This is a genomic window from Leifsonia sp. 2MCAF36 (genome assembly GCF_052115525.1).
Lineage (GTDB): Bacteria > Actinomycetota > Actinomycetes > Actinomycetales > Microbacteriaceae > Leifsonia.
Window position 1 is genome coordinate 22,644 of the sequence record NZ_JBFRGV010000013.1, and the last position, 13,513, is coordinate 36,156.

The 13,513-nt window shown below is 70.3% G+C and carries 16 protein-coding genes; 11 read left to right on the forward strand and 5 right to left on the reverse strand.

Annotated features, from left to right (window positions below):
- The first annotated feature begins 14 nt into the window (after window positions 1–14).
- On the forward strand, window positions 15–851 hold the full coding sequence (locus AB4079_RS17505) for an ABC transporter ATP-binding protein (protein ID WP_441788602.1): 837 nt from the start codon (window positions 15–17) through the stop codon (window positions 849–851).
- On the forward strand, window positions 848–1,582 hold the full coding sequence (locus AB4079_RS17510; RefSeq protein WP_441788603.1) for an ABC transporter permease: 735 nt from the start codon (window positions 848–850) through the stop codon (window positions 1,580–1,582). The genes AB4079_RS17505 and AB4079_RS17510 overlap by 4 nt, the downstream gene beginning before the upstream one ends.
- Window positions 1,583–1,717: 135 nt before the next feature.
- Here AB4079_RS17510 and AB4079_RS17515 read toward each other — a convergent pair whose 3' ends face one another.
- Window positions 1,718–2,170 (reverse strand): hypothetical protein, encoded by a 453-nt coding sequence (locus AB4079_RS17515; protein ID WP_441788604.1) that lies wholly within the window; start codon window positions 2,168–2,170, stop codon window positions 1,718–1,720.
- Complete coding sequence (locus AB4079_RS17520) at window positions 2,167–3,396, reverse strand: winged helix-turn-helix domain-containing protein (protein WP_441788605.1); 1,230 nt, start codon at window positions 3,394–3,396, stop codon at window positions 2,167–2,169. The genes AB4079_RS17515 and AB4079_RS17520 overlap by 4 nt, the downstream gene beginning before the upstream one ends.
- Before the next feature lie 140 nt (window positions 3,397–3,536).
- Here AB4079_RS17520 and AB4079_RS17525 point away from each other — a divergent pair, with 140 nt between their 5' ends.
- The 7 genes from AB4079_RS17525 to ilvA all read left to right on the forward strand — a co-directional run bounded on the left by AB4079_RS17525 (window position 3,537) and on the right by ilvA (window position 10,828).
- Complete coding sequence (locus AB4079_RS17525) at window positions 3,537–4,676, forward strand: ABC transporter substrate-binding protein (RefSeq protein ID WP_441788606.1); 1,140 nt, start codon at window positions 3,537–3,539, stop codon at window positions 4,674–4,676.
- The gene (locus AB4079_RS17530) at window positions 4,655–5,653 is read left to right on the forward strand and encodes an ABC transporter permease (RefSeq protein ID WP_441788607.1); all 999 of its coding nucleotides are present in this window, start codon (window positions 4,655–4,657) and stop codon (window positions 5,651–5,653) included. Before AB4079_RS17525 ends, AB4079_RS17530 begins: the two co-directional genes overlap by 22 nt.
- Window positions 5,641–6,498: an ABC transporter permease gene (locus tag AB4079_RS17535; protein WP_441788608.1), complete on the forward strand. Its 858-nt coding sequence runs from the start codon at window positions 5,641–5,643 to the stop codon at window positions 6,496–6,498. The genes AB4079_RS17530 and AB4079_RS17535 overlap by 13 nt, the downstream gene beginning before the upstream one ends.
- Window position 6,499: 1 nt before the next feature.
- Window positions 6,500–7,558, forward strand: a complete 1,059-nt coding sequence (locus AB4079_RS17540; RefSeq protein WP_441788609.1) for an ABC transporter ATP-binding protein — start codon at window positions 6,500–6,502, stop codon at window positions 7,556–7,558.
- A 20-nt stretch (window positions 7,559–7,578) separates the two neighbouring features.
- Window positions 7,579–8,172 carry a hypothetical protein gene (locus tag AB4079_RS17545; protein ID WP_441788610.1) on the forward strand — a complete coding sequence of 198 codons (594 nt, stop codon included), beginning with the start codon at window positions 7,579–7,581 and terminating at the stop codon, window positions 8,170–8,172.
- A gap of 63 nt (window positions 8,173–8,235) precedes the next feature.
- Complete coding sequence (locus tag AB4079_RS17550) at window positions 8,236–9,519, forward strand: AI-2E family transporter (protein WP_441788611.1); 1,284 nt, start codon at window positions 8,236–8,238, stop codon at window positions 9,517–9,519.
- 49 nt (window positions 9,520–9,568) lie between these two features.
- Window positions 9,569–10,828, forward strand: a complete 1,260-nt coding sequence (gene ilvA / locus AB4079_RS17555; RefSeq protein ID WP_441788612.1) for a threonine ammonia-lyase — start codon at window positions 9,569–9,571, stop codon at window positions 10,826–10,828.
- 44 nt (window positions 10,829–10,872) lie between these two features.
- Here the strand turns inward: ilvA and greA are convergent, their stop codons facing one another.
- Both greA and AB4079_RS17565 read right to left on the reverse strand, forming a co-directional pair.
- Window positions 10,873–11,364 carry a transcription elongation factor GreA gene (gene greA, locus AB4079_RS17560; protein ID WP_441788688.1) on the reverse strand — a complete coding sequence of 164 codons (492 nt, stop codon included), beginning with the start codon at window positions 11,362–11,364 and terminating at the stop codon, window positions 10,873–10,875.
- 106 nt (window positions 11,365–11,470) lie between these two features.
- On the reverse strand, window positions 11,471–11,872 hold the full coding sequence (locus AB4079_RS17565; RefSeq protein WP_441788613.1) for a DUF4307 domain-containing protein: 402 nt from the start codon (window positions 11,870–11,872) through the stop codon (window positions 11,471–11,473).
- A gap of 146 nt (window positions 11,873–12,018) precedes the next feature.
- Between AB4079_RS17565 and AB4079_RS17570 the strand changes: the two genes are divergently transcribed.
- Entirely contained in the window at window positions 12,019–12,288 is a 270-nt protein-coding gene (locus tag AB4079_RS17570) for a hypothetical protein (RefSeq protein ID WP_441788689.1), read from the forward strand.
- A 23-nt stretch (window positions 12,289–12,311) separates the two neighbouring features.
- Here the strand turns inward: AB4079_RS17570 and AB4079_RS17575 are convergent, their stop codons facing one another.
- Complete coding sequence (locus AB4079_RS17575; protein ID WP_441788614.1) at window positions 12,312–12,938, reverse strand: LysE family translocator; 627 nt, start codon at window positions 12,936–12,938, stop codon at window positions 12,312–12,314.
- A gap of 112 nt (window positions 12,939–13,050) precedes the next feature.
- On the opposite strand from AB4079_RS17575, the gene AB4079_RS17580 reads away from it, so the two are divergent.
- Window positions 13,051–13,503 carry an Lrp/AsnC family transcriptional regulator gene (locus AB4079_RS17580; RefSeq protein WP_441788615.1) on the forward strand — a complete coding sequence of 151 codons (453 nt, stop codon included), beginning with the start codon at window positions 13,051–13,053 and terminating at the stop codon, window positions 13,501–13,503.
- Window positions 13,504–13,513: the final 10 nt, after the last annotated feature.

The following is a 13,513-nucleotide window of genomic DNA, read 5'->3' on the forward strand; positions in this document are numbered from 1 at the left end:
GAATAATTCAGCACATGATGAATTCGCCGGATGCGGCGGACCCCGCCGTCGCCATCGAGGGCCTGCGGGTGCACCGCGGCCGGACCGACGTGCTGCACGGGCTCGACCTCCGTATCCCGCGTGGGCAGGTCGTCGGACTCCTCGGTCCGAGCGGGTGCGGCAAGACGACCCTGATGCGCGCCATCGTCGGCGTGCAGAGGATCAAGTCGGGAACGGTGTCAGTACTGGGCCAGCCTGCGGGATCGGCTGCGCTCCGGCACCGCGTCGGCTACGTCACGCAGGCCGTCAGTGTCTATGACGACCTGACCATCCGGCAGAACCTGGACTACTTCCGTCGGGTGCTCGGCGCCGGCCGCGCCGACGTCGACCGAGCGATCGTCGCCACGGACCTCGAGGAGCACGCCGGACGCCTCGTGTCGGCGCTGTCCGGCGGCCAGCGCAGCCGCGTCTCGCTGGCCGCGGCCTTGCTCGGCTCGCCCGACCTGCTCGTCCTGGACGAGCCGACCGTCGGGCTCGACCCGCTGCTGCGCGTGGAGCTGTGGGGGCTGTTCCACCGCCTCGCGGAGTCGGGCACCAGCCTCCTGATCTCCAGCCACGTCATGGATGAGGCCAGCCGCTGCGACCGGCTCATCCTGATGCGCGAGGGCGCCGTGCTCGCGGATGCGACGCCGGACGAACTGCTTGCGGAGACCGGCGCGGCGGATGCCGAGGGCGCGTTCCTCGCCCTGCTTCGGCGTCACCACGCGCGGCACGCGCTGCCCGACGCGGAACCGAGCGCGGAGTCGAGCGACGAAAGCGCCGCCCCCGCCGTTCCGGCCGATTCGGCAGAGCTCGAGGAGGACGCGCGATGAACCCCACCCGGACCCTCGCGACGACCGGCCGCGTCCTCAACCAGATTCGCCATGACCCGCGCACTGTGGTGCTCCTGCTCGTCGTGCCGAGCCTCCTCATCGGGCTGGTCGCCTGGATCTTCACGGACACGCCGGTCTTCCAGACCGTCGGGCCGGCCATGCTGGCGCTGTTCCCGTTCGTCGTGATGTTCCTGGTGACCTCCATCACCACCCTGCGGGAGAGGCGCACCGGCACGCTGGAACGCCTCCTGTCGATGCCGCTCGGCCGTGGCGACTTCATCATCGGGTACACGATCGCGTTCGGGTTGCTGGCCATCGTGCAGGCCCTGCTCGCGTCGGCGTACGCGCTGTGGGTGTGCGGGCTCGACGTGAAGGGCGACTCCTGGCTGCTGGTGGCCGTGGCGGTGACGGATGCGGTGCTCGGCAGCACCCTCGGGCTGTTCGCGAGCGCGTTCGCCCGGACCGAGTTCCAGGTGGTTCAGTTCATGCCGCTCCTGATCTTCCCGCAGATCCTGCTGGGCGGCATCTTCTTCCCGCGCGACCAGTTGCCGGCCGGGCTGAAGGAGCTGAGCGACTGGCTGCCGCTCTCGCACGCGGTGGATGCGCTCAACGCCGTCGCGACGAACGCTCACGACGCCGCGTACGTCGGCGGCCAGTTGCTGATCATCGGGGCGTTCGCGCTCGCCGCCGTCATCCTGGGCGCGCTGACGCTCCAGCGGCGCACGGCGTAGCCGCGCCCGAGGTCGCCGACGCGTGCCAGGACAGCGCCGTTCGCGCCCGTTTGTCACGTGTGCCCCTGCGCGCACAGGCGCAGAGGTGACAAACAGGTGCGCTCACCGATGCGGGAGCGCGAGCGGGAGGTAGCGCTAGGCGGACGCGGCGGCGTCCTCGTCGTCGGGCGCCTGCAGCTCGGCGGTGCCGGTGTACCGGTAGCGGACGCGCGTGCCCGTGGCCCGCTCGTCGAGCGGACGCCACTCGGTGCCGACGTTGCCGTCGCCGACGATGGAGACGTCGCGGATGACCTCCTTCGGCTGCCCGCCGACGAACGATTGGATCACCTCGGCGTACACCTCGGAGTCGGGGTTCAGCAGCACGGCGACGTAGTGGTCCGACGGCTTCACGTCGCGCGCCGGCACCCACAGCCGTTCGTCGAACTGCACGAGTGTCGTGCCGTCGGCGGCGCCACCCGGCCGCACCCCGGTGACGACGCCGTCGAGCCAGGTGTCGCCGTCGTGGTACGCATACAGCTCGCGCATCGGCGACTCGTAGTCGGCCTCGTCGGCCCCGTCCTCATCCAGGTAGTCCAGCGGTGACGTCATGCCCCGAACCCTACCCCCGGGCGCAGCGCGTCGGCGAGGAGGGGAGCCAGGTCGCCCCGGGCGCCCTCGGCGACGCAGACCGACTCCAGTCCCTGCCACGCGGCCGTCTCGGCGAGCAGCGGCAGGAGCCGGTCCAGCGTCGCGGGCGGCGAGCCGGGCTCCGTCCAGGCGGACTGCACGCGCAGCACTCCGGCCTGGCGGTCGCTTTTCAGGTCGATGCGGCCGACCAGGGCGTCGTCGATGAGGATCGGCAACGAGTAGTAGCCGTAGACGCGCTTGGGGGCGGGTGTGTAGATCTCGATGCGGTAGTGGAAGCCGAACATCCGGAGCGCGCGATCGCGGAACCAGACCACCGGGTCGAACGGGGACAGCAGCGCTGCGGCCTCGACCGTGCGCGGCTTCCGGGCGTCCCGGTGCATCCAGGCGCGGACCGGCCGGCCGGCGCTCTCCCAGCCGCGCACCTGCACCGGGATGAGCTCGCCCGCGTCCTCGAGCTCCTGCAGGGCGACGCCGACCCGCGGTCCCTTGATCCGGTAGTAGTCGGCGAAGTCGCGCGCGGTGCCGATGCCGTGCGCGACGGCCGCCCGCCGGAGCAGCTCGCGGATGGCGTCCTCCTCGGACACCGTCGTGTCGAGGACGCTGGAAGGCAGCACCTGCTCCGTCAGGGCGTACCGGCGCTGGAACCGCATCCGCCCCGCGATCGCGACCTCCCCGAACAGGAACATCCGCTCCAGCGCCCGCTTCACCTCGGACCAGCCCCACCACGGGCCCGTGCGGCGGTTCGCGTCGTGCTCGATCTCGCCCGCGACGAGCGGGCCGTTCGCCTCGAGCTCGCCGCGCAGCCACTCGGCCGTGCTCTCGTTGACCTCGAACCAGCTCCCCGGACCGCCGTAGCGCTCGCGGTACTCGCGCATCCGCCAGGCGAACAGCGGCCAGTCCTCCTTGCGCATGAAGGCGGCCTCGTGGGCCCAGTACTCGGTGTGCGGCCCGCGAGCGTCGAAGGTGAGCCGGTCGAGCAGCGAGCGGTCGTACGCGCCGAGCCGGGCGAATGCCGGGAGGTAGTGGCTGCGCTCGAAGACGTTGACCGAGTCGATCTGGAGCACGCCGAGCCGGTCGACGAGGCCGTTCAGCTGGCGGGTGCCCACGACAGCGGGGTGTGGCCTCCCGAAGCCCTGCGCGGCCAGCGCGATCCGTCGAGCGAGAGCGGGGGAGACCTGTTCGACCACGCCTGAACCCTATCGACAACCTCGGACACCGGACGTTCACCGCCCCGTCACCGCTGGGCGACCGCCCGGACGCCTGGGCTTCCTACCGTGACGACGTCCGGGCGTTCCGCCCGGGCGACACCCTGCACTGGAGGAAACCCGTGATCAACAAGCGCGCACGTGCCGCCGGCCTCGCCGCCGCGGCGACCGTCGTCGCACTCTCGCTCGCCGCCTGCTCCGGCGGCGCAAGCGCCAGCACCAGCACCGACAACGCCTCGATCGCCACCGCCACCGACGCGATGTCGGCCGGCGGGATGGACGCGCTGGTCGCCGCCGCGAAGAAGGAGGGCAGCCTCAACATCATCGCGACGCCGGGCGAGTGGGCGAACTACCAGGAGATCTTCGACGGCTTCACCAAGAAGTACGGCATCACGATCAACCCGAGCCAGGACAGCGCCTCCAGCCAGGAGGAGATCGACGCGGCCAAGAAGCTCAAGGGCCAGGACACCGCACCGGACACCTTCGACATCGGCTCCTCCGTCGCGCTCGCCAACACCCAGTACTTCGCCGCGTACAAGCCGACCGGCTGGGACGACATCCCGGCAAACCAGAAGGAGAAGGACGGCCTCTGGAAGGTCGGCTACTACGGCGTCATGGCCGTCGGGTACGACGCCGACAAGATCAAGACCGCGCCGAAGTCCTTCGACGACCTCCTGAAGCCGGAATTCAAAGGCGCCGTGGCGCTGAACGGCAACCCGACCCAGGCGGCCGCTGCGGCCGGAGCGGTCGCCTACGCGACCCTGCAGAACGGCGGGACGCTCGACGACCTGACCCCGGGCGTCGACTGGTTCTCGAAGCTGAAGAAGGCGGGCAACTGGAACGCCGCCGACGGCAAGCCGAACACCATCGCCTCCGGTGAGACCCCGGTGCTGCTCGACTGGTCGTTCAACCAGAAGGGCTACGCCACCTCCGACACCATCAAGGGCGGCGGCGTGAACTGGAAGTACGTGGTCCTCCCGGGCACCGCGTACGTCGGGTACTACAACCAGGCCATCAGCAAGGACGCCCCGCACCCCGCGGCCGCCCGTCTGTGGGAGGAGTACCTCTACAGCGACGCCGCCCAGAACGCGTGGCTGAAGGGCGGCGCCTACCCGGCGCGCGTCGACGCGATGGAGAAGGCCGGCACCCTGGACAAGGCGGAGTTCCCCGGCAAGCTGGACACGGTGGCTGTGATGAGCGACAAGCAGGCGACGGACGCCGGCACGCTGCTCAACGCCAAGTGGGCGAACGCGGTCGGCTGATGACCGAGACCGTCACAGGCGCTGCTGCGCCCGCGGTCGACCGCGCTGCCGCCGGAGTCTCCGAACCGGAGACCCGGCGGCAGCCGTCGTCCGGCCGGCTCCCGGTCGCGCGTGCCGGGAGGCGGCGCCGTACGGGCGTCGCCGCCGTGCTCGGGCTGACGCCCTTCGCCTTCTACGTCGTCGTGTTCCTCGCCATCCCGACCGTGGTCGCGGTCGGCAGCGGCTTCGTGGACGGGCAGGGGCGCTTCACCGTCGCGAACCTCACCGGCCTCGCCGAACCCGCGATCGCCGGCTCGTTCTTCGGAGCGTTCTGGCTCTCCGCCCTCACGGCGATCCTGGGCGCGATCGCCGGCGCCGCGCTGTGCTTCGCCCTGCTGCGCTCGCGCCCCGGCGGCGTCACCCGCTCGCTGGTGGATTCGGCCAGCAGCGTCTTCGCCCAGTTCGGCGGGGTGATGCTCGCCTTCGCGTTCATCGCGACAATCGGCGCACAGGGTCTCGTCACCGTGCTGCTGCGGAACGTGGCGCACATCAACATCTACGAGAACGGCGTCTGGTTGTACACGGTGCCCGGGCTCATCCTCCCGTACCTCTACTTCCAGATCCCGCTGATGGTGATCACCTTCATGCCCGCGCTGGAGGGGTTGCGCCCGCAGTGGCTGGAAGCGACCGCCACCCTCGGCGGCAGCTGCTGGACCTACTGGACGCGCGTGGGCGGGCCCATCCTGCTCCCGTCGTTCCTCGGCAGCCTGCTGCTGCTGTTCGCGAACGCCTTCTCCTCGTACGCCACGGCCGCCGCACTCGTCGGCCAGGCCAACAACATCGTGTCGCTGCAGATCCGCCAGGCGCTGATCAGCGAGACCGTCCTCGGCCGTGCGAACCTCGCAGGGGCCATGGCCCTCGGGATGCTGCTGGTGATGGTCGTCGTCATGCTCGCCTACTCCGTGCTGGTGCGACGCACCGCGAGGTGGCAGCGGTGACCCGGGCCGTCGAGGCGCGCCCCGCGCGCCGCCGCCGCGGCCAGCCGTTGCGGCTCGGACCTGGCCCCGCCGTCCGTGCGATCATCTGGACGGTGCTCGGGCTGTTCTTCGCCATCCCGCTGTTCTCGATGGTGGAGTTCACGCTCCGCACCGCGAAGCCCGGCGTGTACAACGTCGACCGCTGGGTGGCGGTGTTCTCCGGCGAGACCACACGCTACGACCGTGTGTACCAGGGTCTGGGCAACTCCCTCGTACTCGCGGTGGTGACCGTCGCGATCGTGCTGCTGGTGCTGCTGCCGACGATCGTGCTGGTCGAGCTCCGCTTCCCGAAGCTGCGCCGCCTGCTGGAGGCCGTCTGCCTGCTTCCGATCATGATCCCGGCGATCGTCATGGTGGTCGGGCTCGCACCGACGTACGCGGTCGTCACGCAGGTCTTCGGCTCGGGCTCCTGGACGCTCGCGTTCGCGTACGGCATCACGGTGCTGCCCTACGCCTACCGGGCCATCCAGAGCAACGTCGCCGCTGTCGACATGATCACCCTCAGCGAGGCCGCCCGGTCGCTCGGCGCCGGCTGGTGGACGGTGTTCTCGCGGGTCCTCGTGCCGAACCTGCGCCGCGGCATCCTCGCCGCCTCCGCCCTCTCCGTCGCCGTCGTGCTGGGCGAGTTCACGATCGCCTCGCTGCTCTCCCGCGTCAACCTGCAGACCTCCCTGCTGCTGGTGTCGCAGTCCGACCCCTTCGTTGCGGTCATCTTCGCGCTCCTCGCGCTGGTGTTCGCGTTCGTCCTCCTCCTCGTCGTCGACCGCCTGGTGAGCGTGCGGCGACGGCGTCCCGCGAAAGGCTGACATGACCGCCCTCGAAACCCCCGTTCTCTCCTCCCGCACCGGATCGACCGTCGAGCTGCGCGACCTCGTCCGCGACTTCGGTGGCGGCGCCGGGCTGTCCGGCTTCGACCTGGCGGCCGCTCCCGGCGAGCTCATCGCACTGCTCGGCCCGAGCGGCTGCGGCAAGACCACGGCGCTGCGCTCGCTCGCCGGCCTGGAGCGGGTGGACAGCGGCAGCATCCTCATCGACGGCCGCGACGTCACCGACGAGCCCACCAACCGCCGCGACCTGGGGATGGTGTTCCAGTCGTACTCGCTGTTCCCGCACCTGACGTCGGGTCAGAACGTGGAATTCGGCCTGCGGATGCGCAAGGTCGCCCCGGGGGAGCGCCGCCGCCGCGCCGCCGCCGCGCTCGAACTGGTCGGCCTCGACCACCACGCGGACCGCTACGCCCACCAGCTCTCCGGCGGACAGCAGCAGCGCGTAGCGCTCGCCCGAGCGCTCGTCACCGAGCCGCGCGTTCTGCTCCTCGACGAACCGCTGTCCGCGCTCGACGCGAAGGTGCGCGTGCAGCTGCGGGATGAGATCCGCCGCATCCAGACGGAGCTCGGCATCACCACGTTCTTCGTGACGCACGACCAGGAGGAGGCGCTCGCCGTCGCCGACCGCGTCGCCGTGATGCGCGCGGGCCGGATCGAGCAGATCGGAAGCCCGGAGGAGCTGTATCACCGGCCGGCGAGCGCGTTCGTCGCCGAGTTCGTCGGACTGACCAACCGGGTCGAGGGGACGGTCGCGGGCGGGCGCCTCCGGGTGCTCGGGCAGCAGGTGCCGCTCGCGTCGCGTGTGGCTGACGGCGCGGTCACCGCCTACCTCCGGCCCGAGGATGTGCTGCTCGCGGCGGAAGGACTGCCCGCTGTCGTGCTCACCACCAGCTTCCTCGGGGCGCTGCGCCGCACGCGGGTCCGCCTGGAGGACGGCAGCGAGCTCGCCGTGCAGCACGGCGCCCGCGAGCGGCCGGAGCCGGGCGAGCGCGTGTCCATCGCGCTCAGCGGTTCACCGGTGACTGTTGCGCCGCGCTAGCACCGGCGTAGAGTCCGCGCATGTCCAGTGACTCTCCAGCGGGGGAGCGTGCGGAGGAACCTGAATCCGGCATTCAGATCGACCCCGCCACGTTCGAGCGAACCCTGTCCCTCACGGACATCGCGCACCGTATCCCGGTGCAGGATGTCATCATCTTCCCCTGGTACCGCCTCATCGAGACAATCAGTCCCACGCACACCGTGGGCAAAGGGCGGACCAACCTGACTCTCATCGCGCCCGACATCATGCAGACGGACACCACCGGGACGCCGTACGCCTCCTTCACGAACCGGCCGACACCCTCCGGCGGGCCGGGAGTTTCGGTGCATTTCACCCCCGGCGACTACGGAGCCACCGCGCCGGCCGACTACATCGTCACGTTCGTGATCACGGCCAACGGCTCGGTGAACCTCAACGTCGGCGGCTACGCAGGCGGCACGGCGCCGACGGGGACGGGCGCACGAACGGTGAACGGCAACGTCGCCGTCGTCGTCGGCCTGAGGAGCGTGCCGCCGAACCAGGTGACCTACGCGTCCATCCAGCAGACCGGAGGCTCCAGCTGGCAGTGGTACCGCACCGAGATCGAGTACCCGCCGCTCATCCTGCAGCTGTGAGACGGGTGATCGCCGCGTGCGGGGTCCGGTGACGGCCCTCCGCCGCGGCCTACACTGACGGGCATGCCAGACACCGACCGCCCTGTCCAGCCGCCCGCCACACCGCCCGCCAGCCCGCCCGTCACCGGACCCGCGGGGAATCGCGCGCCCGCGCGTTCGTGGTTCCAGCGCCGCGGCCGTGAGCTCGGCGCGGCCGTCGACGGCACGGACTCCGCCGACGAAGCGCTGCCGCGCGGGATGCGGATCGCGGGCGCCTGGTCGTGGCGCCTGCTGGTGATCGGCGCCGTCATCGCCGTGATCATCTACCTCATCATCCAGCTCAAGCTGATCGTCATCCCGGTACTGATCGCGGTGCTGCTCGCCGGGCTGCTGGTGCCGTTCAAAGACGTCCTGGTCCGCCACCGCTGGCCGAAGTGGCTGGCGATCCTCACGGTGCTGATCACGCTGGTGGTCGTGGTCGGCGGCCTGTTCTACCTCGCCATCTGGCAGGTCACACGGGAGAGCGGCCAGCTCCAGCGGCAATCCGTCACGGCGTTCCAGGGCCTCCAGGACTGGCTCACCACCGGGCCGCTCGGCCTCAGCCACGACCAGATCAGCAGTGCGTTCTCGTCGATCGGGAAGTCGATCCAGCAGGACGGCCAGGTGTTCCTCTCGGGCGCCCTGTCGGTCGGCTCGACCGTCGGGCACATCTTCGCCGGTGCCCTGTTGACGCTGTTCAGCACCATCTTCATCCTCATCGACGGCAAGAGCATCTGGGGCTGGATCGTCCGGGTCTTCCCGAAGCGGTCGCGCGCTGCCATCGACGGTGCGGGCAAGGCCGGCTGGGTGACCCTCCGCAACTTCGCCAAGGTGCAGGTGCTGGTCGCATCCATCGATGCGCTCGGGATCGGGCTCGGCGCGTTCTTCCTGGGACTTCCGCTGGTCATCCCGATCGCGGTGCTGGTCTTCCTCGGATCGTTCATCCCGGTCGTCGGCGCAGTGGTCACCGGCGTGCTCGCGGTCTTCATCGCGCTCGTCTTCAAGGGCTGGGTGTTCGCCCTCATCATGCTCGGGGTCGTGCTGCTGGTGCAGCAGATCGAGGGGCACATCCTGCAGCCGCTGATCATGGGCAGCGCCGTGAAGGTGCACCCGCTCGCCGTCGTGCTGGCGGTCGCCGCCGGGTCGCTGCTCGCCGGCATCCCGGGCGCGCTCTTCGCCGTGCCGTTCGTGGCGGTGCTGAACGTCATGGTGCACTACGTCTCCAGCCAGGAGTGGCGGACCGGCCAGCCGACAGGCTGGGAGGAACCCGACCGACCCATCTGGGAGACCGTTCCGCGGCCCGTGCGCAAGCCCCCGGGCCGAGGCTGACGTCCGCTCCATGCGGTGCGGAGAATACGACCGCCGGTAGGCTGACCCCGTGGCAATCGCGACCGATCACACCCGCACACCGTTCGCAGGCCCCAGCCTGGACGAGTTCGAGGCCGCGCGCGCCATCGTCGCGACGGTGGCGCAGCCGACCCCGATCGAGAGCTCCCGGTACCTCACCGAGCTGCTCGGCGCTCCGGTGCTCCTCAAGTGCGAGAACCTGCAGCGCACCGGGTCGTACAAGATCCGCGGCGCCTACAACCGGATGTCGAAGCTGAACGCCGAGGAGCGGGCTCGCGGCGTCGTTGCGGCTTCCGCCGGCAACCACGCGCAGGGCGTGGCGTTCGCTGCCCGGGAGCTCGGCATCCACGCGACGATCTTCATGCCGGTCGGCGTCGCCATCCCCAAGTTCCAGGCGACGCGCGCCTACGGGGCGGATGTCGTGCTCAGCGGCAGCTACGTCGACGAGACGCTGCGGGCGGCCGCCGACTTCGCGGCCGAGACGGGCGCCGTCCTCATCCCTCCGTTCGACCATCCGGATGTCGTGGCCGGCCAGGGCACGCTCGGACTGGAGATCCTGGAGGCCGTGCCGGATGTGCGGACCATCGTCGTCCCGATCGGCGGCGGCGGCCTGATCTCCGGCGTGGCCAGCGCGGTCAAGCAGCAAGCGGCCCGGGACGGGCGGCAGGTCCGCGTGATCGGCGTTCAGGCCGCCAATGCGGCCGCCTACCCGCCGTCGCTGGCGGCCGGGGAGCCGACCAGCATCGCGCTCGTGGCGACCATCGCCGACGGCATCGCGGTCAGCCGGCCCGGCGCGCTCAACTTCGAGATCATCCGCGACGCGGTCGACGAGGTCGTCACCGTGTCAGAAGACGACATCGCGCGAGCCATGGTGGTGCTCCTCGAGCGCGCAAAGCTGGTCGTGGAGCCGGCCGGCGCCGCGGGCGTCGCGGCGATCCTGGCCGGAGCGGTGCCGGCCGACGGAACGACGGTCGCGATCCTCTCCGGCGGCAACATCGACCCGCTGCTGATGCAACGCGTGATCAGTCAGGGCCTGGCCGCCTCCGACCGCTACCTCAAGCTCCGGATCAGCCTGCCCGACCGTCCCGGCCAGCTCGCCCGGATCGCGGAGATCCTCGCCGGCGTCAACGCGAACGTCGTCGAGGTGCTGCACACCCGGCACGGACGTGGGATCCAGCTCAGCCAGGTCGAGCTCGATGTCAGTGTCGAGACGCGCGGCACGGACCACCGGCGCCACGTCATCGACGCCCTCAGCGCCGCCGGCTACGACCCCGTCGTCGACGACGAATAGCCGGGCTGGTCAGAGTCCGGGCCGGTCAGGCCCGAGGCGGCCGATCAGTGACCGGTGTACGTCTCGACCTTGGTGACCGTGACGGCGATCTGGCGGCCGTTCGGTGCCGTGTACTCCGTCTTGTCGCCGACCTTCAGGCCGAGGATGGCGGAGCCGAGCGGGCTCTGCTCGCTGTACACGGGAAGGTCGGTGCCGGACGCGATCTCGCGGTTGCCGATCAGGAACACGCTCTCGTCGCCCGCGATGGTCGCGGTGATGACGGTGCCCGGCTCGACGACGCCGTGGCTCTCCGGCGCCGCACCGACGCTGGCGCTGCGGAGCAGGTTGGTGAGCTGGACGATGCGGGCCTCGATCTTGCCCTGCTCCTCCTTGGCCGCGTGGTAGCCGCCGTTCTCCTTGAGGTCGCCCTCCTCGCGGGCCGCCTCGATGCGCTTCGCGATCTCGTTACGGCCGTTGACGCTGAGCTCCTCGAGTTCGGCCGACAGTCGGTCGTACGCGTCCTGGGTCAGAAACGAGACCTGAGACTCCTGAGACATGATGAACTCCTTCGCGCCTGCGGCTGTCGCCATCGGCAGATGGTCCGGTTCTGGACCGGTGGTAAAGTCGACGCCCCGGTCGCAGCCGGGGCGTATCCGCACAATACTAGGTCAGCCAGCAGGTGTTGATCAAACCCGTGTTGGGCTTCATGATCGTCCGGATGGGCTCCTTGTACGCCGTGAGGCGCGTGTCGGATCCGGGGTACTGCACGATGCGCCAGCCCACGATGGCGAAGTCTTCGTTGAGTGCCTGGAGGGCGCACGTCACCGGCGTTCCCGGGGGAGCGTTGATGGTGAACGAGATGTCGACGTGGTGGTCGTCCGGGATCGTGTAGGCCGTGTCCGTCGTCTCCAGGTTCGCCTGGTCGTTGTCCCAGCCGGCCCAGAACACCCACGCGGTGACGATCGCAACGAGAGCGACCAGACCACCGATCAGCAGCCAGCGGTCGCGGCGCTTCCGTTCGCGGGTGCGGCCGTAGCGGGTGTCGAGCGTCGGGGTCGCCGTCATGCGTGCACCGCCATGCCGATCCAGCTCCGCTTCCCGCTCAAGGGGTCCACCGCCGGGCGACGGTAGGCTGAGACCAGACTAGGAGACAAAGCTGTGAATGCTGACTTGCCCGAGACCGACCTCTTCCTGAGCGCGGTGGCCGCGTGATGGCGGACGCCCTGCTGCGCGCCTCCGTCCGGCTGGCCGCGACGCCGGCCCCGACACCGTCCGGCGCGCCGGCCGACGACTCCGTCACCCCCGGTGTGCTCGGATTCGTCGTCACGTTCCTGCTCGCCGTGGTCGTCGTGCTCCTGGTGCTCGACATGGTGCGGCGCATCCGTCGGGTGCGCTACCGGGCCGAGATCGCGGAGAAGCTCGACGCGGAGCAGGGCGGCGACGGGCGGCTCGACGAGGATCCGGACGGGCCGATCCGATGAACGCTGATCGCGCCGCGGCGCCGTCAGAACAGTTGCGCCACCCGCTCGGCGAGCAGTGAGACGCCGATGAGCGTCATCGCGACCGCCGAGACCCGTGCCAGCACGATCGTGCCCCGCGGCCGCGCCGCCAGCAGCTTCCGGGCGAGCACGGCGACGCTGAGGTAGACGACGGCGCAGGTCGCGACGAACAGTCCGCCGAGCAGCAGCATCTGCGCGGCCGGCGCCCACCCTCCGCTCGCTGTGGTGAACTGCGGCACGAGCGCGACCAGCACGAGCAGCCCCTTGGGGTTGAACCCGCTCACTCCCGCGCCGCGCAGGAACGACGTCAGCGGCGAGGCGGTGCTGTCGGTCGCGTGGGCGGACAGCGGTCCGGCCGACCGGACGAGACCGTTGATGCCGATCCAGAGCAAGTACAGCGCACCACCGACGGTGAGCACATCCAGCAGCACCGGGTTGGCGGCGACGAGGGCGCCAAGGCCCACCGCGACGGCGAGCACGACGATCAGATAGCCGAAGAGGATGCCGCCGATCGACGGCAGGAGAGCGCGGCCGCCGAGCCCAGCGGTGACGGCGTATGCCCAGTCGGCGCCGGGCGTGCAGACGAGCAGGGCAGCGACGGCCCAGAAGCCCATCACGAGTGTCGGATCCATAGCCGTCCCTTCCGCGCCGTTTCTTGCTGTCACGGGAAAGCTATGCCAACGCGGGACGAAAGTGCTCCCTACTTTCGACCGTCCGCACCGATAGAGTGGAAGAATCTTCCGTATGGATGCGATCGACAGGCAGATCCTTGCCGCGCTACAGGAAGACGGCCGACTCAGCCTCACCGACCTGGCCGCGCGCGTCGGCCTGACGCTGTCGCCGTGCCACCGACGCGTGCGGGAACTGGAGAGCGCCGGGGTCATCGAGCAGTACCGCGCCGTGGTGTCGCCGGCAGCGGTCGGTCTCGACTTCGAGGCGATCGTGTTCGTCACCATCGACCGCACCGACCCGGACACCGTCGGCGCGTTCGAGGAAGGCGTGCTCGCCATCCGGAACATCGTGCAGGCCGAGCGCCTGTTCGGCGACCCGGACTACATGCTGCGCGTGCTCACCGCCGACCTGACCGGCTACCAGGAGCTGTTCGACGGGCCGCTGGGTGCGCTGCCGGGCGTGCGGAAGCTGTCGTCCACGCTGGTCATGAAGCAGGTGACCGGACGCCGGGCGCTGCCGACCTGAACCGCCCTGC